Source organism: Pseudomonas sp. IC_126, from assembly GCF_004331835.1.
Taxonomy (GTDB): Bacteria; Pseudomonadota; Gammaproteobacteria; order Pseudomonadales; family Pseudomonadaceae; genus Stutzerimonas.
Window position 1 is genome coordinate 461275 of record NZ_SJSS01000004.1, and the last position, 24159, is coordinate 485433.

A 24159-nucleotide genomic window follows, 5' to 3' on the forward strand; every position below is an offset into this window, starting at 1 on the left:
CCCATGGCAATGACAGTTGGCGACTATCTGATCGAACGTCTCTACCAATGGGGCGTTCGTCGCATCTATGGCTATCCCGGCGATGGCATCAACGGCGTGTTCGGCGCGCTCAACCGGGCCAACGGGAAGATTCGCTTCATTCAGGCTCGACACGAGGAAATGGCCGCTTTCATGGCCTCCGCCGACGCCAAATTCAACGGTGGGCTGGGTGTTTGCATCGCTACGTCCGGACCGGGCGCGGCACATCTTCTGACCGGCCTGTACGACGCGCGCATGGACCACATGCCGGTGCTGGCGATCGCCGGGCAGCAGGCGCGCACGGCCATGGGCGCGCACTATCAGCAAGAAGTCGATCTGGCGTCGATGTTCAAGGACGTCGCTGGCGCATTCGTGCAGCAGGCCAGCGCCCCGGCTCAAGTCAGGCATCTGGTCGACCGGGCGATTCGCACAGCGGTAGGTCAGCGCACTGTCACTGCGATCATCCTGCCCAACGACCTGCAGGAGATGGAGTACAGCGAGCCGCCGCGGGCTCACGGCGCAGTGCATTCCGGCATCGGCTATACGCGGCCCAAGGTGGTGCCCTACGAGGTTGATCTCATACATGCCGCTGAAGTGCTCAACGCCGGCGAGAAAGTAGCGATCCTGGTTGGTGCCGGTGCGCTGAATGCCACCGATGAAGTCATTGCGGTAGCGGAAAAGCTCGGTGCCGGCGTTGCCAAGGCGCTGCTGGGCAAGGCGGCGATACCGGACGATCTGCCCTGGGTCACCGGCTCCATCGGCCTGCTCGGCACCGAGCCGAGCTACAAGCTGATGACCGAATGCGACACCCTATTGATGATCGGTTCGGGCTTCCCCTATTCCGAGTTCCTGCCCGAGGAAGGCCAAGCGCGCGGAGTGCAGATCGACCTCAAGGCCGACATGCTGAGCATCCGCTATCCGATGGAAGTGAACCTGCATGGCGACTCGGCAGAAACCCTGCGAGCGCTGTTGCCGCTGCTTCAACAAAAGGCCGAGCGCACATGGCGAGGCGAGATCGAGAAATGGCGCGCCGACTGGGACGAAACCCTGAAAAAACGCGCCATGGTCGGGGCCGACCCGATCAACCCGCAGCGCGTCGCCTTCGAGCTATCGCCGCGCCTGCCAGATGCGGCGATTGTCACCAGCGACTCGGGCTCCTGCGCTAACTGGTACGCGCGTGACGTCAAGCTGCGGCGCGGCATGATGGGTTCGCTGTCCGGCGGGCTGGCCTCGATGGGCGCGGCGGTGCCCTACGCCATCGCGGCCAAGTTCTGCCATCCGGACCGTTCGGTAGTGGCCATGGTGGGCGATGGCGCGATGCAGATGAACAACATGGCCGAACTGATCACCGTCGCCAAATACTGGAAGGAATGGCAGAACCCGCAATGGATCTGCTGCGTGTTCAACAACGAAGACCTGAACCAGGTGACCTGGGAGCAGCGGGCAATGGAAGGCGATCCGAAATTCGAAGCCTCGCAGAACATCCCCAACGTGCCGTACTACCGCTTCGCCGAATCGATCGGCCTGAAGGGGATCTACGTCGACCGTGAGGACCAGGTCGCCGCCGCCTGGGATGAAGCCTTCGCTGCTGACAGGCCGGTGCTGATCGAATTCAAGACCGACCCCGACGTGCCGCCGTTACCTCCGCACATCAAGCTGGAGCAGGCGAAGAAATTCGTCACCACGCTGCTGCATGGCGACCCGAACCAGCGCGGCATCATCAAACAGTCGGTCAAGCAGGTGCTGAGCAAGGTGATGCCGGCCCGGGACAAGGACAAGGAGCAGGACAAGGAATAAACCTACGCCGGACGCATCGGCGTTGAGGCTTGCTCGCTGCGTCCTGCAAAGCTTCGGATTGCCGTCCGGCAGGTGAGACTTAAGAGTTCGCCCCGCCAGCCGAAAGCCTCCTTGTCCGTTCCTGTCGTCTCAATGCGGCAGGCAACCACATTCATGGGGCTTGCATGACTATTAAACTTCGCCTGATCGCGCTGGTGTCGATCGCTTTGCTGTCGCTGTTCGCCGTCGGCGCGCTGGGGCTGATTCAACTACGAAAGCTCGACGCATCGGTCGCGCATATCACCAGCAATGAGGTACCGCGTCTGGTGGATGCGAAAACCTTTGCCGGTCGTTATCAGGAACTGCGCGGCATCATCTTCCGGCACATCGCCGACCCTGATTCTGCACGCAAGCGAATGCTCGATGAGCAATTGAAACGTAAGGGGCGTGAGCTGGATGAAGATCTGGCACGGGCCATCGCCGAGGCCGACTCGGAAGAAGCCACCAGAGCGCTGGAGGAATTCCGCAAGACGGTCAACGCCTACCTCATCGTCGGCGAGACGGCACTGGCCCGCTCGCGCCAGAACCAGACCGAGGCTGCCATGGAGCTGGCCTCCAGCCCGTTCATCGAGGATGCGGCCATTCTTACCGGCCAGCTGGCGGATCAGCTTTCCGACGATGCCACCGCCGCCCTGAACATCACTCAGCAAGCGTCCGCCGAGGCCTATCGCACATCGTTCCGACTTCTGCTGGGTATCGTACTGGCGGCGCTGGTGGTGATGATGGGCTTCGGACTTACCCTGGGCCGCTCGATCATGGCGCCCTTGCAGGCGATGCGACGGACTGTCATGACCATCGGCGAAACGCTCGACCTCACCCGTCGTGTCGGGTCCCGTTCGAACGATGAGATCGGCCAGACCGTACAGGCCTTCGACACCATGATCGAAGCCCTGCAGCGCAGCTTCAATGATCTGGCCAAGAACGCCGAGGATGTGGGCCGTGCCGCCGGCGTGCTACGGGTCAACGCCAACGAATTCTCGGGCAGCTCCGTCGCCCAGGCCGACGCGGCGACGCAGATGGCCGCCGGCGTCGAGGAAATGACCGTCAGCATCGACCACGTGGCCGAACGCGCAGAGGACGCCGCCAAGCTCTCGACCGAGGCGGGCAACCGTGCCGCCGAAGGCGTCGCGGTAGTGCAAAGCACCATCGACGACCTGGGCATGATTGCCGAAGAAGTGAACGGCACCGCCGAGAGCGTGCACAACCTGCAGCAAGAAACCACGCGCATCTCCACCGTCACCGGGGTGATCGGCGATGTCGCCGCGCAGACCAACCTGCTGGCGCTCAACGCGGCGATCGAAGCTGCGCGCGCCGGTGAGCAGGGCCGCGGCTTCGCCGTGGTCGCCGATGAAGTACGCAAACTGGCGGCACGCACCGCCGAGTCCGCCGCAGAGATCACCGGTATCGTCGCTGCCATCGAACAAGGCGCCAGCGATGTGGTGAAGCGCATGCAGCAGGCCGTACATACGGTCCAGCAGAGCGCCAGCCGAGCGGAGGAAACCGGCCTTGCGGTACAGGCGATCCGTACCGCCTCGACTCAAACCGTGGAGCTGGCAGCCGAGATTTCATACGCCATTCGCGAACAAAGCGCAGCCAGCAACCTGATCGCCGTACAGGTGGAAAAGATCGCCTCGATGAGCGAGACCAACACCGGCACCGCCAACCAGACCTCCAGCCAGGCCGATGACCTGCACGGGCTGGCTGAGCGAATGCTGACCGACATTTCCCGTTACCGTTACTGAAGCAGGGGCCAACCATGCATTTGAAATTAATCACAGCCCTGTTGCCGCTGTTGCTCGTCTGCCTGAACGCCTCGGCGGCCGAGCCAGGCAAGCTCCTCATCTGGATCAACGCCGACAAAGGTCACGGCGGTCTGCAACAGGTCGCGAACCGTTTCACCGAGGCGACCGGTATCCCGGCTAAGGTGGAGCACCCTGATGATCTCGCGCAGAAATTCGAAGAAGCCGCCCGTAACGGCAGCGGACCGGACATCATCCTCTGGCCACAGGACCGTCTCGGCGACTTCATTGCCAAGGGTCTGGTCGTCCCTGTCGAGCCGCCACAGGCGCTGCGCGAAGCGCTGGTTTCCGTAGGCTGGGATGCCTTCACGGTTGGTGGACGGACCTGGGGTTATCCGGTCGGCGCCGAAGCCATCATGTTGCTCTACAACAAGGCGCTGATACCCGCCCCGCCGTCCTCGTTCGAAGAAATCGAGGCGCTGGATAGCGAGCTCGGCAAGCGCGGCATCGATGCCATCGGCTGGGATTACACCAATGCCTACTTCAGCTGGCCGCTCTTGGCGGCCAATGGCGGCTATGTGTTCAAGCGCCAGCCCGACGGCAGCTACGACACGGGGAATATCGGCATCGATAACGCGGGCGCTCTGGCGGGTGGTCGCCTGTTGCGCCGCTTCATCGACAGCGGCGTACTGCCGCAGGGTGGAATGCCCGGTGACGCCGCGCAGCAGGCGATGCACGCCGGCAAACAGGCCATGTGGATAACCGGGGCCTGGTCATGGGAAGGATTGCGCCGGGCCGGTGTGGACTTCGGTGTGGCGCCGTTGCCGACCATCGAGGGTCAGCCTGCTCGCCCCTTCGTCGGCGTCATGGGCGCGATGATCGCTGCGCAGAGCCCAAACGGCGCAACAGCCAAGCAATTCATCGAAGGCTATCTGCTGGACAGCGAAGGGCTGCGCACGGTGAACGCCGACAAACCCATCGGCGTACCGCTGAACAAGCGGTTATTCTGGGATATGGTCACGGATGAGCACCTGCGGATATCGATGGATGGCGTCACCTTCGGACGTCCTATGCCTTCGGCACCACAAATGAGCCTGTTCTGGGAAGCCGCCAACGCCGCGCTGCTGGATATCGCACAAGGTTCCGACGAAGCAACCGCACTGAGCAATGCGGCACGGCAGATGCGGGGCGAAGAAATCTTGGCCGAGCCCTCCACTCCGTCTATCACTGAGCCTGACGAAGCGGTTTCCGAAGACGCGCCAGATACCGATCAGGAGGCGCTTTAACCCGCCCCGCCGCGATCTAGTAGATGAATCGGCCCGCCGCTAGTCGCTGTGGCGGGCCGCCGGATCAGTCTTCCTTGTCGTGGGTGATTTCCCCAGTTTTGCCATCCATCTTGAATTCCCAGGTTTTGCCGTCGGCCTTGGTGCCTTCGCCTTCCCAGGAATTGTTGTCGGCATCGATCGAGTGGAGCGTGGTGTAACCGGCGGCCTTGGCTTTTTCCACGGCCTGTTCGAGCGTGATCCAATCAGCGCCCGGCTTGTCCGCCAGGGCGATTCCGCTGGCGCCTCCGAGAATGGCGATGGCAAGAGCTGCGGTCAGTTTCTTGTGATACATGAGCGTGATCCTCGCAATGATTCATCGATGCAAGCCGCAACCAAACTATGTGAAAGCTACGGCGCTTTCACATGGCTGGTAACGCGGCCCCTGTTGAATACGAGGTCTTTAGTTAGCAAAGGGTTCCTTGCAACCCGTCTGCCATGGGTAACGAGACTGTGTCAGCGCTTGTCGATGGAGACGATCGCCGCCTCGTCGCCCTCGCTCTGAAAGCCGATCCGGACCGCATCGCCCACGGCCAGACCCTCAAGTTGTTCCGGTCTGACTTGAAACGCCATCGTCGAAGCCGGCCACTTCAGCGCCGGGACCGGACCGTGGGCGATGGTCACCACGCCTCGCTCGCGATCCATGGCCTCGATCGAGCCGGTCGCGCGTATGACCGGTTCGGAGACCATTTCGGTGGCGGGGCCGGCGTCAATATCCGGCGATGGGGCCGGCGTTGCGGGCTTGAGCAGATCTTCGGCCAGCGCAGGCTGGGCGAGCAGCGCCAGACTTAGCGTGACGCAATGAAGCGCTTTCATGACAGACCTCCCGATACAGGTGGACGTACGCGCATTGGACAATCGGGCCGCACCTATTGCTGCTGGCGAATGCTTTTTCGTCGCGCGCGCTCGTTCAGCTTGGCGTAAGCCGGGGCTCGTAACCTGTGAATCGTCGAAACCCACACAGGAAAACGAAACATGAAAACACTGACTACGCTGATCACTGCCGCCACCCTCGCCCTCGGCGCTAACCTGGCAATGGCCCGCGACCTCGGCCCGGACGAAGCGCTCAAGCTACGCGACGCCGGCACCATCCAGTCGTTCGAGAAGCTCAACGAAGCCGCACTGGCTAAGCACCCAGGCTCCACCATCGAGGAAACCGAACTGGAAGAAGAATACGGTCGCCACATCTATCAGGTTGAATTGCGCGACGACAAAGGTGTGCAATGGGACATGGAACTCGACGCCAAGACCGGCGAAGTGCTCAAGGACCATCAGGACGACTAATGCGTGCCACCCTCTTCCTAGCGACTCCCTTGGCTCTACTGCTCGCCGCCACCCCGGCGGCGAGTCGCGACCTCGATCAGGACGAAGCCCTGCGGCTACGCCGCGAGGGGCTGATCATGCCGCTCGAAGCGCTCTTGCAGCGCGCCATGGAGCGCTATCCGGGAGCCCGGCTGCTGGAAGCCGAGCTGGAGGAGGATGACGGCATCTATGTTTATGAAATCGAATTGCTGACCACCAACGGCATCGCCCGCGAGCTGGAAATCGACGCGCGCGATGGCCGTCTGCTCAAGGATGAAGAGGACTGATGCGCCTGCTACTGGTCGAAGACAATGTACCGCTGGCAGACGAGCTGATCGCCAGCCTCTCCCGCCAAAGCTATGCCACTGACTGGCTGGCCGATGGCCGCGACGCCGATTACCAGGGCAGCAGCGAACCCTATGACCTGATCGTTCTGGACCTTGGCCTGCCCGGCAAGCCGGGGCTCGATGTATTGCGCGCCTGGCGCGCACGGGGTTTGGCGACGCCGGTGCTGATCCTCACCGCCCGCGACTCCTGGGCCGAACGCATCGAGGGGCTGAAAGCCGGCGCCGACGATTACCTCACCAAACCCTTCCATCCCGAAGAATTGCTGCTGCGCATTCAGGCGCTGTTGCGCCGTGCCCACGGCGTGGCCAACCAGCCACTGTTGCAGGTTGGCGGGCTGGCGTTGGACGAGGCCCGCCAGCGCTGCAACAAGGACGGCGAGGACATCGACCTGACCGCCGGCGAGTTCCGCCTGTTGCGCTATTTCATGCTGCACGCCGGTCAGCTGCTGTCCAAAACCCAACTGGCCGAGCATCTCTACGACGGCGAAACCGAGCGCGACTCCAATGTCATCGAGGTGCACGTCAACCGCCTGCGCGGCAAGCTCGGCCGCGAGCTGATCGAAACCCGTCGCGGACAGGGCTATCGCTTCGGCGGCGCGCCTTGAAGTCGATTCAGCGCAGCCTCAGCCTCGGGCTGGTTTGCGCCCTGCTGCTGGTCGGCCTGCTGCTGGTGCAAAGCAGTCTGTGGCTGTTCGAGGCGGGTTTGCGGCGCAACCTGGCGACCGATCTGCGCGAAGAAACTGAAGGCCTGCTGATCGCGGTAGTCCAGGGCACCGAGGGCTTCAAGCTGGACTCGAGTCGGCTGAATCCACGTTATCAGCGGGCGTTTTCCGGTCACTATTTCCGCATCGAACTGCCCGAGCGCAGCTGGCGATCGCGCTCGCTGTGGGACGCCGAACCGGCCTGGCCGACGCGCAACGGCTTGGCCAGCGACCTAGTGGATGGCCCGCAGGAGCAGCGGCTGCTGGCCTACCGCGCCGAATATCGCCGCGACGGCCAACGCATCGTCATCAGCGTCGCGCGTGACTACACGCCGATCCTCAAAAGCTTCGCTCAGGTTCGGCTTGGGGGGCTGGGGCTAATCGGCGTGGCGCTGCTGGCGTTCTTGCTGTTGCAACGCTACGCCGTGAAGCTCGCCATGCGCCCATTGGAACGTGCCCGCCAGCAAATCGCTCAACTGCAGCAGGGTCAGCGGCAGCAGCTGGATATCCAGGCGCCAATCGAACTGCAGCCGCTGGTGGAGCAAATCAATCACCTGCTGGCACACACCGACGATACCCTCAAACGTTCTCGGCACGCCCTGGGCAACCTGGGCCACGCGTTGAAAACCCCGCTGGCGGTGCTCGGCAGCCTCACGCAGCGAGAGGAGCTGGCAGCCCATCCGCGACTGCAACAGGACCTGAGGGATCAACTGGCGCAGGTCCAGCAGCGCGTCTCCCGCGAGCTGGGTCGCGCCCGTCTGGCTGGCGAGGTGTTACCCGGCGCCTATTTCAATTGCAACGAAGAACTCACGCCGCTATTCGAAACGCTGAAGATGATCCACCGTCGTGATCTCAATCTGCATTGGCAAACCCATCAGGATTGCCGCCTACCCTGGGACCGCGAGGACATGCTCGAACTGCTCGGCAATCTCTTGGACAACGCCTGCAAATTCGCCCGTTCGGAGGTGCTACTGAGCATCGATCAGATGTCGGATGGCTATCTCATTCAGATAGAAGACGACGGACCGGGAATACCTGCCGACCGCCGCGAAGCGGTACTGGAGCGCGGCACTCGCCTGGATGAGCGTGCCGAAGGGCATGGTCTGGGGCTTGGTATCGTGCGGGATATTCTGACGGCCTGGAACGGCCGGCTATCGTTGGAGCAGAGCGATCTGGGCGGGTTGCGAGCGTGCATCCATCTGCCGACGCAGCAGCGTGGGCGAGGTTAACCGGGAGTCTAAGAACAGCGGATGAAGCGGGGAATCACTGCGCGCGGGCCAGCTCGTTGCGCATGTCTTCCAGAATGGTTTCGACCAACAAGCCGTTTTGGACCTGCCGACCCGAGACCATTCGAATGGCTTCGGTGCCGTTGATGGGATAGCCGATGCGGACGACCAGATAGCCATCGTCCTGCGGTTCTACACGGGTTTTGTAGTCGGGAGGGAAATGATCGGCAAGGTGGCGGGACAGGGTTTTCATGGATGCCTCAAGCGCTGGGTCTGACACAAAGACCCAGCAATGCGAGAGGAGATTCCGACCGCTCATCGGATGACCGTCTGTCGACAAGAAACTGTAACGTTTAGCAGCCGTTCAGACGCGGTCCCGTTTCGTCGGCATCTCCAGGTGTGGACTCCTGACGACCGCCAAGTTTGCTCGGCTGGATTGAAGCGCGACGTGAATATAGGTAGGTTCGCGCGCACGTCGAACTGGCGGCCGAACCCTACGCGAGGCTGAGAGCGGAGCAGAAGGCAATCATCGAAACCGACTACGGAATGGAGAGCGGCGCGCTGTGCTTCGGGAAGGGTGGAGCGCTGGTTCACAATATGTGCTGCAGCGTTATCAGGCCAATGCGGCGGCGCAGCGGATTCAGACGCCGAATCTGCAGACATTGAAGAGGTGGTTTGTATTGATTAGCCCGCCACACCGCATCGTGCTCCGTAAGGGTGAACTTGTTCGCCCGGCGCGGATTGGCAGATCAGCTATGGACGGCGGCATGTCCCCTGCTATGGAGCCTGCGAATTGGCCAAGTTACCGCTCAGTCGCTTTTCGTAGGAGCGAGCTTGCTCGCGAAATAGTGCTGGCGGCGCGGGCATTTTTATATGACGCCGCGCTTGAGGCGCCCCGGACCTCAGGTTTCGCCCTGCTGGGCGCCTTACTTTTTTCAAACGCCGGAAGGCCGGCCCCCAAAAAAGTAAGCAAAAACGCTTGCCCCTGCATCCGGGTCTCGCTGCGTTCGACTTCCCTCATTCCATCCTCGTTCCGGGGGCCGGCGTACAAGGGCCATCCATGGCCCTTTACGCCTCTCGCGGCATCCATGCCGCTCGCACCCCTCCACGAGGACTCCATTCGGCCTCCTGAAAGGGGCGCTTTGTGCCGTCTGACAGGCCGTGCTCAGACAAAGCGGCAAATCGCTTTAAGTCAAAACCGCGTTAGAGTTTTAGAAGTCATCACAGCATCGTGGCAGGTACAGATAGACGTGACGCAAATGGGCGCCCAGTTGCTCTTTTTTCTATCAGACAGCACCGAACCGCCCCTTTCAGAAGGCCGAGCGCAGGTGGCGCGGAAGGGGTTGAGCGGCATGGATGCCGCGAGAGCCGCGATGGGCCATGGATGGCTTCGCGGCGGGCCCCTGGAGCGTCATCGGAGCGAGGGAACCCCGGCGCAGCCGGGGCCGGATGCAGGGGCAAGACCTTTTGGTTCCTTTTGGGGCGTTTGCCAAAAGGGACTCGCCCAGCAGGGCGAAACCTGAGTGTCCGACAAGAAAAGCATCACGAGCGAACACCTTGCCAACCGTCTGCTTAGCTTCACAGCCGAGCAAACAGGCACAAGCACACGATCCAAACCAGCCGAAAACCATGCCTATCCCCAGCAACTGGCCACCCCGCAAAGCCGCGCAACGGCTTGCAGGCCGTGCTCGCCCGAATGAAGAACTGAGCCCATGCGCCTGATCCACACCTCCGACTGGCACCTCGGCCAGACCCTCCACGGCCAGGACCGCGACTACGAACACGCCCAGTTCCTCGCCTGGCTGCTCGACCAGCTCGTCGCCCACACAGCAGACGCCCTGCTCATCGCCGGCGACGTCTTCGACACGGTCAACCCGCCGCTCAAGGCCCAGGAACGCCTGTACGACTTCATCGTCCGCGCCCACGAACGGCTGCCGCAACTGGACATCGTGATGATCGCCGGCAACCACGACTCCGGCGGCCGCATCGAACTGCCGGCGCCGCTGATGAGGCGCTTGAACGCCCACGCCGTCGGCCGAATCAGTTGGGTCGCAGAAGGCCAGCTCGATCACGAACGACTGCGCGTGCCGTTACACGATGCCAACGGCCAGGTCGCCGCCTGGTGCCTCACCCTGCCCTTCCTGCGCCCAGCGGAAGTCACCGGTTTCGATACTGGCGATGACTACATGGCCGGCATCCGCCATGTCCATCAACGCCTGATCGCCGCCGCCGAAGCCGCGCGCCAGCCCGGCCAGGCGCTGGTTGCCATGAGCCACGCACACATGGCCGGCGGTGCCGTGTCGGAGGAATCAGAGCGCAGCATCGTCATCGGCAATGCCGAAGCGCTGCCGGCCAGCCTGTTCCCCGAGGCCATCGCCTATGTCGCCCTCGGCCATCTGCACAAGCCGCAGCAGGTCGCCGGCCAGGCGCGCATCCGCTATAGCGGCTCGCCGCTGCCGCTGTCCTTCGCCGAGGTGAATTATCCGCATCAGGTGCTGCTGGTCGAACTCGATGGCGATCGCCTTGAAAACATCGAAAGCCTGCCGATCCCGCGCGCCGTGGAGATGATCCGCATCGGTCGCGCGCCGCTGGCCGAAGTGATCACTGCGCTGGAGGCACTGCCTCAGGTCGGCCTGTTCAGCGAAAACCTGCCCTGGCTGGAAGTCCGCGTACAGCTGGACGAGCCGCTGCCCGACCTGCGCCAGCGCATTGAAACGGCGATCACCGGCAAGGCCTGCCGGCTGGTGCGCATCGCCAGCGAATATGCAGGCAAGCGCGGCGAGGCGGATTCTGAAGTACTGCTCGGCCTCGACCAGATCAGCCCGCAGGAGCTGTTCGCCCGCGCCTGGGAAGAACAGTTCGGCAACCCGCCGGACGAACAAGCGCTGGACGACTTCGCCGGCCTGCTACAGACCGTGGAGTTCGGCGAAGGAGAGGACAGATGAAAATCCTCGCCATTCGCCTGAAGAACCTCGCCTCACTCGCTGGCGAGCAGATCATCGATTTCACCGCCGAGCCGCTGGCCAGCGCCGGCCTGTTCGCAATCACCGGGCCGACCGGTGCCGGCAAAAGCACTATTCTCGACGCCCTGTGCCTGGCGCTGTTTGGCAGCACGCCGCGCCTGGACAGCGTCTCGCCGCTGAACAAGGTGCCCGACGGCGACGCCGAAATCGGCGGTGGTGACGAACGCAACCTGCTGCGCCGCGGTTGCGGCAGTGGCCATGCCGAGGTGGATTTCATCGGCGTCGACGGCCACCGCTACCGTGCGCGCTGGGAGGTCAAGCGCGCCCGCGAGAAGATCGATGGCCGTCTGCAGGCCAGCAGCCAGAGCCTTACCGATCTGGACAGTGGACAATTACTGGCCAGCGGCAAGAAACGCGAATTCCGTGAGCTGCTCGAAGCCCGCCTGGGTTTGAACCTGGCGCAGTTCACCCGCGCCGTACTGCTCGCACAGAGCGAATTCGCCGCCTTCCTCAAGGCCGACGACAACGAGCGCGGCACACTGCTGGAAAAACTCACCGACACCGGCCTCTACAGCCGCCTCGGCCAGGCGGCCTTCGAAGCGTCCAAGCGCGCCCGCGAAGCGCTGGCCCAGCTGCAACAGCAGGCCGGCGGCGTGCAGCCGCTGGAACCCGAGGCACGCCAAGCGCTGGAGGACCAGCACAACCAGCAAACAACGGAACTGAAAAGCCTGCAGCAACAGCTCAAGGCACTGGAACAGCAACGTCAGTGGCTGACTGAGCTGCGGCGCCTGGAAAACGAACACAGCGCCGCACGCGCACAGTTGCAGGAGGCCGAAGACGAGCAGGAACGCCTCGCCGACGCCCAGCGCATCCTCGCCCTGTTCGAGCAGCTGGCGCCGCAGCGCCACCGTTTCATCCGCGCGAGCGAACTCCCGCCGTTGCTGGCGAAGACCGACGAGATCCTCGCCCGCCACGACCGCGAATATGCCGAGGTACAGCGCCGCCTCGATGAACTGGAGCAGACCTGCCGTACTGCAACCGAGACACTTGAAGCCGCCGAACAGGCGCTCAAGTCTGCCGAACCAGGGCTCGCCCAGGCGCGGCGTGAAGAAGAACGGCTGAGCCATCTCGCTAATGACCTGCGTGAAGCACGCGAGCAAGCCGAGCAGACCGAAGCAGCCACTAAGGCTGGCGAACTCAAACTCACCCAACTGCGCCAGCAACAGGAACAAGCCGCCCAGCAACTCGACGCCCTCGGCGAACAGCTCGCCCGCAGCGCCGAGTTGCAACCGCTTTGCGCGGCCTGGAATGGCTACCGCCCGCGCCTGCAACAGGCCGTGCAGATCGCCGCCCGCCTCCGCCAGGGCCGCGCGGAACTGCCGGCGCTGGAAGCCACCGCCCGCACCGCCGAAACAGCCCAGGCGACCACGCGCCAGGCACTCGATGCGTTGCAGGCGCAGATCGGCGGTGAGACCAGCGAGCAACTGGCGCAGCTTACGACGCAACTAGAAACCTGGCGCGCCGCCGAACGCGAGATCGAAACCCTGCAGCGCCTCTGGTCGCGCCAGCAGCAGCTCGTCGCTCAACAAAGCCACCTGCAGAACGAACGAAGCCGTCAGCAAGACGAACTCGAGGCGCTGACCCAGGCCGGCAAGGTCGCCCGCAACGAACGCGACGATGCGCAAAAGGCGCTGCAGTTGGTACAGGCTCTGCTGGAACGCCAGCGTCTGGCCCGTAGCGCCAATGTCGAGGCCCTGCGCGCCGCGCTGGTGCCGGGTGAGCCGTGCAACGTCTGCGGCAGCCTCGAACATCCCTGGCACGACGGCCAGGCGCTGCTCGCCGCTCTGGATCAGCAGGACGAGCATGAAGCCGAGCAGGCCCAACGGCATTTGCAGGCCCAGGACGAACGGCTGCAAACGTTGCGCGACCAGCACATCGCCCTGACTGGCGAGATCAAACAGAACACGCAGCGTCTTGCGGAAATCGCCGAGGAACTGGCCCAGCTGCAACCGCAACTGGTCGCCCTATCCGCCTACGCCGAACTGCTAACCCAGGCGGAAACAGCTCAGCAGTCCTGGCTCGACAGCCGGTTGGCCACGCTCAAAGCCGACATCACCGTCGCCAACGCCCGCCAGCGCGAACTGCTCACCTTGCAGCAGCGCAGCGAAGCACTGCACCAGGCTTGGCAGAGCGCCCGGGAAACCTGCGTCCAGGCCACCCAGGCACTGGCAGGACAACGCGACGCCATCGCCCGCGACGAAACACGGCTCGCCGAGGAACTGGCCGAATTTGCCGGTCTATTGCCCGCCACCCTGTTCGAGCGTTGGCGCGAGACACCCGCCGAAACCTTCATGCAGCTCGACGGCCTGGTCGAGGCCCGTTGCCAGCAGCTTGAGCAGCAAGCGCAGCTGACCGAACTACAGCAGCAATGCCAAACCGCGCTGGAGCACGAGCAGCTGCAACAGCACCATCGCCTCGAACGGCATCAGGCCTGCGCCGCGCGCCTGGCCGAACTGCAAACTCGTGAACAAGCCTGCAGGCAAAGCCTGCGCCAAAGCCTGGGTCAACAACCCAGCGCTCAGGCCTGGCAACAGCAACTGGAACAGACGATCCAGAATGCTCGCCAGCGGCAGGCCGAGGTCGACCGGCAACTGAACGAGGCCCGGCTCGGGCTTACTCGCCTGGCCGGCGAGCAGCACAACTGCCGCCAGCGCCGCGACGAATTACTGGCCGAACGCCGTGCACTGGACGAAGAGCTCGCCACCTGGCGCAGCGCCCATCCTGAGTTGGACGACGCGACCTTCGCCCAGCTGCTGCATATGGAGGACGCCTTGCTCGACGAAGCACGTCAGCGCCTGCGCGATAACAGTGAACAGCTCGCCCGCAGCCGCGAGCGCCTGGAGGGCTGCGAACAGCGAATCGCCGCACATCAACAGCAGTACACCGAGACGCTGGACGCCGAAAGCCTTGAGCAGCAATTCGCCGCGCAACAGGTCAGCTGCGACCAGGCCGAACGCCACTGCGCCGAAACCCTCGCCGCGCTGCTCGATGACGATCGGCGGCGCAACCAGAGCCTGGCCCTGCTCGAACAGATAGAGGCGGCCACGGCCGAACACCAGCGCTGGGGCCGCATCGCCGCGCTGATCGGATCGAGCGACGGCGGCGCCTTCCGCAAGATCGCCCAGGGCTACAACCTCGACCTTCTCGTACAGCACGCCAACGTCCAGCTGCGCCAGCTGGCTCGACGCTATCGCCTCAAGCGCGGCGGCAGTCCGCTGGGACTGCTGGTGATGGATACCGAGATGGGCGATGAGCTGCGCTCGGTGCATTCGCTTTCGGGCGGGGAAACCTTCCTCGTTTCACTGGCGCTGGCACTGGGCCTCGCCTCGATGGCGTCGAGCAAACTTCGGATCGAGTCGCTGTTCATCGATGAGGGCTTCGGCAGCCTCGATCCCGAGTCGCTGCAGATCGCCATGGACGCGCTGGATTCATTGCAGGCCCAAGGCCGCAAGGTCGCGGTGATCAGCCACGTCGCGGAAATGCACGAGCGCATTCCGGTGCAGATTCAGGTGCAGCGACAGGGCAATGGGCAGAGCGGGCTGCGGATCGTGGGCGGGGCGGGCTGAGCGGTTGTAAAGAAGCGGGATCGGCGGCGTGCCGATCCCGATCGGTCAACGCACCAACGGCAACATACCCTTGAGCACGTCATCGCGACGTACGTAGTGATGCCAGAGGGCAACGGCAGCATGGCCGAGGATCATCGCGAAGAGCACGTATTGGCCGAGTATATGAACGTCCTTCGCAACGCTACGAATATCCGATGAGAATGGTAGCGGTCCGATCTCCACCAGCCAGAACAGGTTGATCGGCTTGCTGCCGAACAGCAGCCCTGAGATTGGCATCATCATCAGCAATAGATAGAGAAGCCCGTGCCCCACCATCGCGGCGAGCTGCTGTGGGCGGGACTGCTCGGGTTCGAGCTGTTGCGGGGAAACCTTGCGGCCGCGATAGAACAAGCGCAGCAGCGTTAACGCCAATACCAGCACTCCCAGCGACTTGTGCAGAGTAAACACATTACTCTTGCCGCCGAGTAGCGATGCGAAATAGTCCGCGCCGTAAGGCAACGCAATGATTGCTAGCACCAGCAAAGCGCTGAACCAATGGAACAGGATCTGTATGGGGGTGAAGCGTGCGGTAGTCATCCAGGCCTCGTGAGCATGCCAAGCGCATCGATGTGCGACGGGGAAAAAGCGCGGCGATTTTCGCTCAAATGCCGGAAAGACCCAAGCCAGAGCGGTGTCGCGATGTAACCAGAATGATTTGTGCTAAAGCGAACCCGCGAACGCCGCTTGTGGCCACGCCCCGAAGTTCGCACAAGAAAGGATGTAGCCAGCGCGCCGCTTGTGGCAGCACACCTGCCGCGACGACAGGTCATCGCGAACAGGAGGCAGCATACGAACCCAAGCTTTCAGCAAACTGTCGATAGCCCAAACAGCACCGAATCCGTCGCCATGCCGCGAATCCGTCCCGCCGCCGAACATCTGTGTGCCATGAACGCGCAAGGCTTCGTGCTGCTGCGCGGCATTTTGCAACCGCAGCAGATCGAAGACGTACGTGCCGCCATCGACCGCCTGGAGCCGATCCACTGGGATTACCAGGGATTGGTGGACGACCATTACAAATGTGTGTTCAACCGCGATCCGTTCTGGCTGGATTATCTAGATCTACCGGACGTCATCGAGCTGGCCGAAGCCTGCCTCGGCGCGGACTGCCATGTGATCGGCCAGACCGCCTGGCGCAGCCATCCAGGCTTCGTCGGCGGCGAGCTGCACGCCGATTACCTGGCGATGAAACTGCCGGAAAACCTGCTGGCCGACCCGGCCTTCGAGCTGCCGATGCAAGTCTGCACTGCACACCTGTACCTGGACGACATCGACGCCGACCTCTGCCCAACGCTGGTCGTCCCTGGCAGCCATCGCGCCGGACGCAAGCCGCATCCAGGAGAAACCGACTGGCGCGGACGCAACGCAGAGCCGGTACTGTGCGAAGCCGGCGACGTGCTGTTCTTTCGCAGCGATCTCTGGCACGCCGGCAGCCGCAACCGCACCACCGACCGCAGCCGCTACCTGCTGCAGGTGCACTACGGTCGGCGAATGGTGGCGCAAAAGTTCTCGCCCTACCTGCATTTCGCGTTCAACCCCGAGGTGCTGGCCGTCGCGACATCACGGCAGCGACGCCTGCTGGGCGAGCATGTCGCCTCTGAATACGATTGAACCGCCGTACACGGCCTGCATGGTTCCGGTGCATCGCTAGTGTCCCGTTTCGCTGCGCGCTCGACGGACCCATCCCTTTCGTATTGGAGGTAAGGTCGAACTTGTTCGGTCTACAAATTTGTAGCGTGCCAATAAACCTCTAACTATTAGCTAGCGCGTGCGAATCTCGCCACGGGCCAGGCTCTCGACCGAGTTACCCAGCGGGTCGGAGGCTCCGAGGTCGGCACCGCGTTCGCGCAAGGCGTCGAGCAGCGTCTCGCGCTGGAACAGCGCGGCGTACATGGCCGGCGTCTGGCCGGCGGCGTTGCGCTGGTCCGGATTGCACTCGGTGGCCAGCAGGCGCTTGGCGATGCGCAGCTCGCCCTTGAAGATCGCGCCCATCAGGGCGGTGTTGCCGCGTTTGTCCTCGGCGCAGGCATCCGCACCGGCCGCAAGCAGCTGCTCTACGGTGTCCGCATGGCCGTTATAAGCGGCGAGGATCAAGGCCGTGTAACCCTTTTCGTCGGCGGTGTTCAGGTCAAACCCCGCCTGGATGAATTCGTCGAGGATCGGGCTATCGCCGTGCCTCGCGGCATCGAAGAAATAATCGCGCAACTGGGCGTGTACCTGTTCGGCATCCGCCGCGATGGGCTCGCCCTGCGCCAGTGCATATCCACTACCCAGCCAGAGGGCAGCCAGCAGAATCAGGTTTTTCATTGCGTTTCTCTTCATACGAGAAGCCCGCGGCAGACGCCATGGGCCGGGGAATGGCCGGCTGCGTGGGCCGGCCGGGTGCATCAGTCTTCCAGCTCGGCGGCCAGCGCCTTGACCTTCTGCAGGTCGCCCTTGGCCACCTTGGTCAGGCCTTCGCCGTACTCGGCATCAGCCTTGTAGAAGTACGACAGCAGGTGATGGCGCGCTTCCTCGTCGGTCTTGGCCAGTTCTCCACCGAGGGTAGCGATCAGGTCTTTCTGCTCCTTGCGGGTGAAGGAACGGAACAGTTCACCGGTCTGCTTGAAGTCTTGCGTGCGGTAGATCGGCGCCTGCTGAGTGGTACCCGAGAGTTCCAGCTGGCTGTACAGGCCACGCGACTCTTCTTCACGGCTCAGACGACGGCTCGGCTGGTAGTTCACGCTGGTGGTGGTGTTGCCGCCGTTGAGCTGGCCATCCTGGTTGCCGTTGTTGACCGGCGCTTTGGGCTGGTTGATCGGCAGGCTCATGTGGTTGGCACCGATGCGGTACATCTGGGTATCGGCATAGGCGAACAGACGGCCTTGCAGCAGTCGGTCCTCGGAGGGCTCGATGCCAGGAACCAGGTTGGACGGTGCCATGGCGACCTGCTCGGTCTCTTGGAAGACGTTGTCCGGGTTCTTGTTCAGCACCATGGTGCCGATCTTCTTCGAGGGCACCAGCGCCTCGGGCCAGATCTTGGTGGCATCCAGCGGATCGAACTCGAACTTGGCCAGCTCTTCCGACTTGACCACCTGCAGGTACAGGTCCCACTTCGGATAGTCGCCGTTGTCGATGGCCGTGATCAGGTCGCGAGTCATGTGGCTGTAGTCACGGCCCTGGGTTTCCTGCACCTGCTTGGGATCAAGGTTCTTGATGCCCTGCTGCGATTTCCAGGCGAACTTGACATAGTGCACCTGGCCTTCGTCGTTGATCAGCTTGTAGGAATGCACGCTGCTGCCGTCCATGAAGCGGTAGCCGGCCGGCGTACCGTAGTTGGAGTACAGGCGGGTCAGGGTCTGGATGGATTCGGGGTGGTAGGACAGGAAATCCATCCGACGGCTGTCGTCGTCCAGGTTGGTGCGCGGGTCGGTCTTGAACGCGTGGACCATGTCCGGGAACTTGATGGCGTCGCGGATGAAGAAGGTCGGGAAGTTGTTGCCGACCAGATCCCAGTTGCCATCAGCGGTGTAGAACTTGGTGGCGAAGCCGCGTGGGTCGCGCAGGGTTTCCGGCGAGTGACTGTTGTTGGTCACTGCGGAGAAGCGCACAAATACCGGCGTGGTGGCGCCTTTGTCGAAGACCTTGGCGATGGTCAGGTCGGAAATGTCGGCGGTGGAGGTGAATTCACCGTGGGCGCCGGTGCCGCGGGCATGGACCACACGCTCCGGCACGCGCTCGCGGTCGAAGCGCTGCAATTTCTGCAGCAGTTGCACGTCCTGCAGCAGCACTGGACCGTTCGGGCCAGCGGTCTGGGAGTTCTGGTTGTTGCCAACCGGCGCACCGTTGTCGCGGGTCAGTGGAGCAGCATAGGCGGATAGTGACAGCAGGCTCGCGCAAAGCGCGCCCACTAGCGTGCGGGCAGGCAAGGCGCCTGGCAGGTAACGATTCATCTAGTCGTCCTCTTCTCATTTTGGATTGCGTCTGGGACGCGGCGAGGAGACTAGAGCGGTGCGCCGTGCAGCCGAAATTGAATAAGCGAAGCGGCGCGATAGGAAAATTCTGGTTGTTTCGCAAACGCAGGCGGTTCAGGCTCGCAACGCAACGTAAAACAAGATCAATGCACGTCCATACCCAATAGCTGCGCGCTGGCTTGCTGCTCTTGCCTTTCGCTCAGCTGCAGCTGCGTCAGATAGGCAGCCAGGGACTCTATTTCCGCCTCAGACAGTTTGTCGGCGATGCCGATCATCACCGAACCCGCGCGGCTAGGCTCGTGGTTACGAAAACGTGTCAGCGCGGTGCGGATGTATACAGCAGGCTGGCCGGCCAGACGCGGCATGGCCTCTCGACCTTCGGCACGTTCGCCATGGCAGCCGGTACAGGTGCGCTGGAAAAGTGTCGCACCCTGCTGAATCAGCGCCGCATCGTCTGCAGTCGCAGCCGGCACGATCTTCTGCTGGCTGAAATAGACGGCGATGTTGACCCGGTCCTCGAGCGTCAGATTCTTCGCCAGCTTCGACATCACGTAATCGGTGCGCTCAGCCTCGGCGAATTTCTCGAACGACTGGAACAGGTAAACCGGGTTCTGCGAGGCCAGATTGGGAATGTGCGGCCGCTTGCTATTGCCGTCCTCACCGTGGCAGTAGCCGCAGAACAGCGCGCGCTCCTGACCGGCTGCATAAGCCTGCTGGCGTCGCTCGGCATCGGCCATCAGGTAGTTGAAGCGCTCCATCGCCGTCTCGTTGGAGTGAGCGAATGAAGCGAAGCAACTGAGCATCAGAGCGGCGATAAAGCGCATGCGAAAAGTCCGGCACGGTGAACAGAAACTTGAATAGCCGGGACTATAAGGAGAAATACAGACGCGATACTGGCGCAAATCAATAAAGCATCACACTACGAGCCTGGAGCGTGAGCACTTCGAAATTGCCTACAACATCAGTCGACCGAAAGACCTCCAGGAACTGCATCTAATGCTGCGCGCTATTGCCACATTGACCCCTCGAACAAAAACTGGAGGCAACGAAGCAAGCAATGCACACAGCCGCTTCGTATTCGACTAAAGTAGCGCCCCTTTTCGCCAGGATGAGCCGCGCACATGCTTGATGGACATGCCGAACTGACCATGACCGTATTGATGACCCCGGACAAGGCCAACTTCTCCGGCAACGTCCATGGCGGCACGCTGCTGAAGTACCTCGACGAAGTCGCCTATGCCTGCGCCAGCCGTTACGCCGGGCAGTACGTGGTGACGCTGTCAGTGGACCAGGTCAATTTCCGCCAGCCTGTACATGTCGGCGAGCTGGTGACTTTTCTCGCCTCGGTCAACTATGTCGGGACCACTTCGATGGAAATCGGCATCAAGGTCGTCACCGAAGACATTCGGCAAAAGACGGTTCGCCACACCAACAGCTGCTTCTTCACCATGGTCGCGGTCGGTGAGGATGGCCGCCCGGCCAGCGTTCCCCCTCTACAGCCGCAAACGCCGGACCAAAAGCGCCGCTTCGCCCAGGCCCAGCAACGCCGGCAAATCCGCCGCGAGCTGGAAGAGCGCTACCGTGCGATCAAGGACGACTACTGAGTTCAGTTCGCCTCATAGGGCCACTCCGTCGCTCTCAGATGGCGGAGTCGGCACGCTTTCAAATCCCACCCTGGCGATCAGTGCTGCGTCCGCGCCTGATGGAATAAAACCTTATACACTTCGCGATTTCCCCTTTGCCTGTAGAGGACTCGCCGTGAGCGCTTTACCACCCTGCCCCCAATGCAGCTCCGAATACACCTATGAAGACGGCCAGTTGCTGGTCTGTCCAGAATGCGCGCACGAGTGGTCGACCAGCGCAGCGGAGAGCGCTGGCGACGACCAAAAGGTAATCAAGGATTCGGTGGGCAATCCCCTGCAGGACGGCGATACCATCACCGTCATCAAGGACCTCAAGGTCAAAGGTTCATCGCTGGTGGTAAAGGTCGGCACCAAGGTCAAGAACATCCGTCTGGTCGACGGCGATCATGACATCGATTGCAAGATCGAAGGCATCGGGGCGATGAAGCTGAAGTCGGAGTTTGTTCGTAAGGTTTAGAGCAAAGCCGAAAGCTTCGCCGTGAGGGGCGGGCCTTCTAAAATCGATGCGGTATGCACTTTTGGCTTTGGCTCTCGGCGCGATGCTTTGGGCCTTGCCGGCAGGTCTACGGCCCGCTTTAAGCCAAAGCGGGCCCCCCACAGCTCAAGGCGTGAGATAAGACGAGCGCGTCAGCCCCAGTCGCAGCGCGTCGATGTACTGGGTGCGCTCCTTGGCGCTGAGCCGGGCGCTGGAAACCTTGTCACGGTAGTAAGTCATCAGCTCCTCTGGCGACAGGTGCACGTAGCGCAGCATGTCCTCGATGGTGTCGTGGGTCTCGATACCGGCGTGGTAATAGCTGCCATCTTCGCGCTGGTAGACGTTCACCGAATCGGTGTCGCCGAACAGGTTGTGCATGTCGCCTAGAATTTCCTGGTAGGCACCGACCAGGAAGACGCCAAGGAAATACTCCTCCCCCGCCTGGATCTCATGCACCGGCATACTGTTCTCGATGCTCTGCTCGTCGACGTAGTGCTTGATTTTACCGTCCGAGTCGCAGGTCAGGTCCTGCAGCACGGCACGGCGCACCGGCTCCTCGCTCAGACGTTGTAGCGGCACGATCGGCAGAATCTGGTCGATCGCCCAGGTATCCGGCAGGCTCTGGAATACCGAGAAGTTGCAGATGTACTTGTCCGCCAGCTTGTCGTTCAGCTCGTCGAGTACGGCACGATGGGAACGCTGGCGCGCCTTCAGCTGGTTGTACAGGCGACGGCAGATAGCGAAGTAGCTCTGCTCGGCCAATGCCTTCTGCGCCAGCGACAGCTTGCCGGACGCATACTGAGCTGCGGCCTCGCTAATGTAGTGAGTGGCGCGCCAATAGGTTTCGGTAACCATCTCCGGATCGGTCGGCCCGAGCAGATCGGCCAGCGACTGGACGATATCGGGCAGTTCATCGTAATTCTCGATGGTCGGCGCTTCATCGTTGTGACGCTCGAAGTCGGTCACCTGCATCACCAGCACCGCGTGGTGCGCAGTCATCGCCCGGCCGCTTTCGGAGAAGATATGCGGATGCGGCAGCTCCTGCCGGTCGCAGAACTCCTTGAGCATGCCGACCACGGTGCCGGCGTATTCGTCGATATCGTAGTTAATCGAGCTGGCATTGCGCGAATGGGTGCCGTCGTAATCGACCCCCAGGCCGCCGCCGACATCGATATGGTCGACCGGCAAGCCCAGCGCGCGCAGCTCGGCGTAGTACCGAATGGCTTCGCGGAAACCTTCTCGGTAGTCCGCAAGGTTGGCGATCTGCGAGCCCATGTGGAAATGCAGCAACCGCACTCCCTGCTCGACGCCCGCGGCGCGGAAGCGCTCGATGACAGTCAACAGCTGAGCCGCCGACAAACCGAACTTGGACTTTTCACCGCCAGTGTCGGCCCACTTGCTTGAGGCCAGCGAGGACAACCGCACGCGCAAACCAACCTGCGGAACGAGCTTCAGCTCGGCGGCTTCTTCGATGACCAGCCCTACTTCGGACATTTTCTCGATGACGATGAAGACGTTGTGCCCCAGCTTTTGCCCCATCAGCGCCAGCCGAATGAATTCACGGTCCTTGTAGCCGTTGCAGACGATGGTGCCACCTTTAGGCGCCAGTGCTAGCACCGCCATCAGCTCAGGCTTGGAGCCGGCCTCTAGGCCGATAGCGACGTTCTGCGTGGCGATAATGTTCTCCACTACCGCCTCCTGCTGATTGACCTTGATCGGATACAGCGCGGTGTACTTGCTCTGGTATTCGAGGCGCTCGATGTTGGCATCGAAGGCACCAGTCAAACGACGCACACGGTCCTGCAGAATATCTGGGAAGCGCACCAACAGCGGTAGTGTCAAACCGGCGTCACGTAACTGCTCGATCAGGCCGGTAAATTCGATGGGCTCTCCGCTTGGCCCCTGCGGACGTACTTCGACATGGCCCTCGTCACTGATCGAAAAGTAACCGGCACCCCAGTGACGAATCCCGTAAACGCTACGGCTATCCGCTGCGGTCCATTGGCTGCCGTCATCTTTACGTGTGCGTCGTACGGGCATCTAGGCCTCCTGATATGAGATTACCTACCGAGCGTAAAGCACGGCAGAAAGCTATCCGATTGGACAGCCGGTGCGCCAAGTAATAAGCACAAAATTTGATTAGTCGGATATCGAACTCAGCCGCCGGATTTTTTGGCCGTGAATCCGCGCTTGATCAGCTCATCTAGCAGCAGTTGAACATGATCGCCCTGAATTTCGATGATCCCGTCCTTGAGCGCGCCGCCAGTACCGCAACGGCGCTTGAGCGCGCTGGCGAGCTCCTTGAGCTCCGCTTCCGCAAGGGGCACGCCAGCAACAGTCGTCACGGTCTTGCCGCCGCGCCCTTTGATCTCCCGACGCACGCGGGCGATACCATCACCTTCAGGAATCGCCTGCTGCTTGCAGATACAGGCATCCAACGGCTGATTGCAATCGGGGCAGTGACGCCCTGCGTCTGTGGAAAACACCAGCCCGCCAAGACCGGAGAACGATGTGGTTTTCTTGGCCACGCGAACCTCTTGAACAAAAACCGCAGCCCCAACACACCGAGACCGCCAGAGTTCGTCAATTTAGCAGTATTTGCATTTCTCTCGAAGGATTGCTCGCGTCATTATTGTGAACAGATTGAAACAGTGGAACGATTTCTCGAGCATCACAATCCGAACGATCAGTACCTGCTAAGCGAACCTTTTCAAACTCGATCTTGGGGTTGGACCTAGGGCGTCGGCATGGCTGGTGAAGTTTTCGCAGGCCTTGCACAGAGCCCTCTCTACAGCTTAATAATTTCTCTCGTGCAAAGACAAACCCCCGACCCTCTTACGAGGGTCGGGGGTTTGGTGTAGAAGCTTGACGATGACCTACTCTCACATGGGGAGACCCCACACTACCATCGGCGATGCGTCGTTTCACTGCTGAGTTCGGGATGGGATCAGGTGGTTCCAACGCTCTATGGT

Annotated in this window: 21 protein-coding genes and 1 rRNA gene; 12 read left to right on the plus strand and 10 right to left on the minus strand. The window is 62.1% G+C overall.

Going from position 1 to position 24159, the window contains the following annotated elements; genetic code table 11:
- Nucleotides 1–3 precede the first annotated feature (3 nt).
- From E0D86_RS15475 to malE, 3 genes are all read left to right on the plus strand, one after another.
- Complete coding sequence (locus E0D86_RS15475; protein WP_131650919.1) at nucleotides 4–1815, plus strand: thiamine pyrophosphate-requiring protein; 1812 nt, start codon at nucleotides 4–6, stop codon at nucleotides 1813–1815.
- A gap of 164 nt (nucleotides 1816–1979) precedes the next feature.
- The gene (locus tag E0D86_RS15480) at nucleotides 1980–3596 is read left to right on the plus strand and encodes a methyl-accepting chemotaxis protein (RefSeq protein WP_131650920.1); all 1617 of its coding nucleotides are present in this window, start codon (nucleotides 1980–1982) and stop codon (nucleotides 3594–3596) included.
- 14 nt (nucleotides 3597–3610) lie between these two features.
- Nucleotides 3611–4879, plus strand: coding sequence for a maltose/maltodextrin ABC transporter substrate-binding protein MalE (gene malE / locus E0D86_RS15485; RefSeq protein WP_131650921.1), 1269 nt, complete (start codon nucleotides 3611–3613; stop codon nucleotides 4877–4879).
- Between the two features lie 64 nt (nucleotides 4880–4943).
- On the opposite strand, the gene E0D86_RS15490 is transcribed toward malE, so the two are convergent.
- Both E0D86_RS15490 and E0D86_RS15495 read right to left on the minus strand, forming a co-directional pair.
- Entirely contained in the window at nucleotides 4944–5210 is a 267-nt protein-coding gene (locus E0D86_RS15490) for a PepSY domain-containing protein (RefSeq protein ID WP_131650922.1), read from the minus strand.
- Nucleotides 5211–5371: 161 nt separating this feature from the next.
- A complete protein-coding gene (locus E0D86_RS15495) occupies nucleotides 5372–5731 on the minus strand; it encodes a copper-binding protein (RefSeq protein WP_131650923.1) in 360 nt (119 codons plus the stop codon).
- 159 nt (nucleotides 5732–5890) lie between these two features.
- On the opposite strand from E0D86_RS15495, the gene E0D86_RS15500 reads away from it, so the two are divergent.
- The 4 genes from E0D86_RS15500 to E0D86_RS15515 are packed head-to-tail and all read left to right on the plus strand — an operon-like array spanning nucleotide 5891 to nucleotide 8494.
- Entirely contained in the window at nucleotides 5891–6199 is a 309-nt protein-coding gene (locus E0D86_RS15500) for a PepSY domain-containing protein (RefSeq protein ID WP_131650924.1), read from the plus strand.
- Nucleotides 6199–6504, plus strand: coding sequence for a PepSY domain-containing protein (locus tag E0D86_RS15505; protein WP_131650925.1), 306 nt, complete (start codon nucleotides 6199–6201; stop codon nucleotides 6502–6504). The genes E0D86_RS15500 and E0D86_RS15505 overlap by 1 nt, the downstream gene beginning before the upstream one ends.
- Complete coding sequence (locus E0D86_RS15510) at nucleotides 6504–7169, plus strand: response regulator transcription factor (RefSeq protein WP_131650926.1); 666 nt, start codon at nucleotides 6504–6506, stop codon at nucleotides 7167–7169. Before E0D86_RS15505 ends, E0D86_RS15510 begins: the two co-directional genes overlap by 1 nt.
- Nucleotides 7166–8494: a sensor histidine kinase gene (locus tag E0D86_RS15515; protein ID WP_131650927.1), complete on the plus strand. Its 1329-nt coding sequence runs from the start codon at nucleotides 7166–7168 to the stop codon at nucleotides 8492–8494. Before E0D86_RS15510 ends, E0D86_RS15515 begins: the two co-directional genes overlap by 4 nt.
- Nucleotides 8495–8528: 34 nt before the next feature.
- On the opposite strand, the gene E0D86_RS15520 is transcribed toward E0D86_RS15515, so the two are convergent.
- On the minus strand, nucleotides 8529–8744 hold the full coding sequence (locus E0D86_RS15520; protein WP_131650928.1) for a hypothetical protein: 216 nt from the start codon (nucleotides 8742–8744) through the stop codon (nucleotides 8529–8531).
- A 1459-nt stretch (nucleotides 8745–10203) separates the two neighbouring features.
- On the opposite strand from E0D86_RS15520, the gene E0D86_RS15530 reads away from it, so the two are divergent.
- A complete protein-coding gene (locus E0D86_RS15530) occupies nucleotides 10204–11436 on the plus strand; it encodes an exonuclease SbcCD subunit D C-terminal domain-containing protein (protein ID WP_131650929.1) in 1233 nt (410 codons plus the stop codon).
- Entirely contained in the window at nucleotides 11433–15080 is a 3648-nt protein-coding gene (locus tag E0D86_RS15535) for an AAA family ATPase (protein ID WP_131650930.1), read from the plus strand. Before E0D86_RS15530 ends, E0D86_RS15535 begins: the two co-directional genes overlap by 4 nt.
- A 45-nt stretch (nucleotides 15081–15125) precedes the next feature.
- On the opposite strand, the gene E0D86_RS15540 is transcribed toward E0D86_RS15535, so the two are convergent.
- On the minus strand, nucleotides 15126–15656 hold the full coding sequence (locus E0D86_RS15540; RefSeq protein WP_131650931.1) for a cytochrome b: 531 nt from the start codon (nucleotides 15654–15656) through the stop codon (nucleotides 15126–15128).
- A 309-nt stretch (nucleotides 15657–15965) separates the two neighbouring features.
- On the opposite strand from E0D86_RS15540, the gene E0D86_RS15545 reads away from it, so the two are divergent.
- Nucleotides 15966–16727 (plus strand): phytanoyl-CoA dioxygenase family protein, encoded by a 762-nt coding sequence (locus tag E0D86_RS15545; RefSeq protein WP_131650932.1) that lies wholly within the window; start codon nucleotides 15966–15968, stop codon nucleotides 16725–16727.
- Nucleotides 16728–16877: 150 nt separating this feature from the next.
- Here E0D86_RS15545 and E0D86_RS15550 read toward each other — a convergent pair whose 3' ends face one another.
- The 3 genes from E0D86_RS15550 to E0D86_RS15560 form a co-directional block, all read right to left on the minus strand.
- Complete coding sequence (locus E0D86_RS15550) at nucleotides 16878–17423, minus strand: ankyrin repeat domain-containing protein (RefSeq protein ID WP_131650933.1); 546 nt, start codon at nucleotides 17421–17423, stop codon at nucleotides 16878–16880.
- Between the two features lie 80 nt (nucleotides 17424–17503).
- Nucleotides 17504–19048, minus strand: coding sequence for a catalase (locus tag E0D86_RS15555; RefSeq protein ID WP_131650934.1), 1545 nt, complete (start codon nucleotides 19046–19048; stop codon nucleotides 17504–17506).
- Between the two features lie 164 nt (nucleotides 19049–19212).
- Nucleotides 19213–19893 carry a c-type cytochrome gene (locus tag E0D86_RS15560; RefSeq protein ID WP_131650935.1) on the minus strand — a complete coding sequence of 227 codons (681 nt, stop codon included), beginning with the start codon at nucleotides 19891–19893 and terminating at the stop codon, nucleotides 19213–19215.
- Nucleotides 19894–20190: 297 nt separating this feature from the next.
- On the opposite strand from E0D86_RS15560, the gene E0D86_RS15565 reads away from it, so the two are divergent.
- Nucleotides 20191–20673 carry an acyl-CoA thioesterase gene (locus tag E0D86_RS15565; RefSeq protein WP_131650936.1) on the plus strand — a complete coding sequence of 161 codons (483 nt, stop codon included), beginning with the start codon at nucleotides 20191–20193 and terminating at the stop codon, nucleotides 20671–20673.
- Between the two features lie 154 nt (nucleotides 20674–20827).
- On the plus strand, nucleotides 20828–21169 hold the full coding sequence (locus E0D86_RS15570) for a zinc ribbon domain-containing protein YjdM (protein ID WP_131650937.1): 342 nt from the start codon (nucleotides 20828–20830) through the stop codon (nucleotides 21167–21169).
- A 144-nt stretch (nucleotides 21170–21313) separates the two neighbouring features.
- Here E0D86_RS15570 and speA read toward each other — a convergent pair whose 3' ends face one another.
- From speA to rrf, 3 genes are all read right to left on the minus strand, one after another.
- The gene (gene speA, locus E0D86_RS15575; RefSeq protein WP_131650938.1) at nucleotides 21314–23227 is read right to left on the minus strand and encodes an arginine decarboxylase; all 1914 of its coding nucleotides are present in this window, start codon (nucleotides 23225–23227) and stop codon (nucleotides 21314–21316) included.
- A gap of 116 nt (nucleotides 23228–23343) precedes the next feature.
- Nucleotides 23344–23715, minus strand: a complete 372-nt coding sequence (locus E0D86_RS15580) for a translation initiation factor Sui1 (RefSeq protein WP_131650939.1) — start codon at nucleotides 23713–23715, stop codon at nucleotides 23344–23346.
- 335 nt (nucleotides 23716–24050) lie between these two features.
- Nucleotides 24051–24159 (minus strand): 5S ribosomal RNA (gene rrf, locus E0D86_RS15585); the annotation flags it as partial.

What these genes read in the sequence shown, in the direction of transcription:
- E0D86_RS15475 (WP_131650919.1), top strand. Translation starts at nt 4, where the DNA reads ATGGCAATGACAGTTGGCGACTATCTGATCGAACGTCTCTACCAATGG.
- E0D86_RS15480 (WP_131650920.1), top strand. Translation starts at nt 1,980, where the DNA reads ATGACTATTAAACTTCGCCTGATCGCGCTGGTGTCGATCGCTTTGCTG.
- malE (WP_131650921.1), top strand. Translation starts at nt 3,611, where the DNA reads ATGCATTTGAAATTAATCACAGCCCTGTTGCCGCTGTTGCTCGTCTGC.
- E0D86_RS15490 (WP_131650922.1), bottom strand. Translation starts at nt 5,210, where the DNA reads ATGTATCACAAGAAACTGACCGCAGCTCTTGCCATCGCCATTCTCGGA.
- E0D86_RS15495 (WP_131650923.1), bottom strand. Translation starts at nt 5,731, where the DNA reads ATGAAAGCGCTTCATTGCGTCACGCTAAGTCTGGCGCTGCTCGCCCAG.
- E0D86_RS15500 (WP_131650924.1), top strand. Translation starts at nt 5,891, where the DNA reads ATGAAAACACTGACTACGCTGATCACTGCCGCCACCCTCGCCCTCGGC.
- E0D86_RS15505 (WP_131650925.1), top strand. Translation starts at nt 6,199, where the DNA reads ATGCGTGCCACCCTCTTCCTAGCGACTCCCTTGGCTCTACTGCTCGCC.
- E0D86_RS15510 (WP_131650926.1), top strand. Translation starts at nt 6,504, where the DNA reads ATGCGCCTGCTACTGGTCGAAGACAATGTACCGCTGGCAGACGAGCTG.
- E0D86_RS15520 (WP_131650928.1), bottom strand. Translation starts at nt 8,744, where the DNA reads ATGAAAACCCTGTCCCGCCACCTTGCCGATCATTTCCCTCCCGACTAC.
- E0D86_RS15530 (WP_131650929.1), top strand. Translation starts at nt 10,204, where the DNA reads ATGCGCCTGATCCACACCTCCGACTGGCACCTCGGCCAGACCCTCCAC.
- E0D86_RS15535 (WP_131650930.1), top strand. Translation starts at nt 11,433, where the DNA reads ATGAAAATCCTCGCCATTCGCCTGAAGAACCTCGCCTCACTCGCTGGC.
- E0D86_RS15540 (WP_131650931.1), bottom strand. Translation starts at nt 15,656, where the DNA reads ATGACTACCGCACGCTTCACCCCCATACAGATCCTGTTCCATTGGTTC.
- E0D86_RS15545 (WP_131650932.1), top strand. Translation starts at nt 15,966, where the DNA reads ATGCCGCGAATCCGTCCCGCCGCCGAACATCTGTGTGCCATGAACGCG.
- E0D86_RS15550 (WP_131650933.1), bottom strand. Translation starts at nt 17,423, where the DNA reads ATGAAAAACCTGATTCTGCTGGCTGCCCTCTGGCTGGGTAGTGGATAT.
- E0D86_RS15555 (WP_131650934.1), bottom strand. Translation starts at nt 19,048, where the DNA reads ATGAATCGTTACCTGCCAGGCGCCTTGCCTGCCCGCACGCTAGTGGGC.
- E0D86_RS15560 (WP_131650935.1), bottom strand. Translation starts at nt 19,893, where the DNA reads ATGCGCTTTATCGCCGCTCTGATGCTCAGTTGCTTCGCTTCATTCGCT.
- E0D86_RS15565 (WP_131650936.1), top strand. Translation starts at nt 20,191, where the DNA reads ATGCTTGATGGACATGCCGAACTGACCATGACCGTATTGATGACCCCG.
- speA (WP_131650938.1), bottom strand. Translation starts at nt 23,227, where the DNA reads ATGCCCGTACGACGCACACGTAAAGATGACGGCAGCCAATGGACCGCA.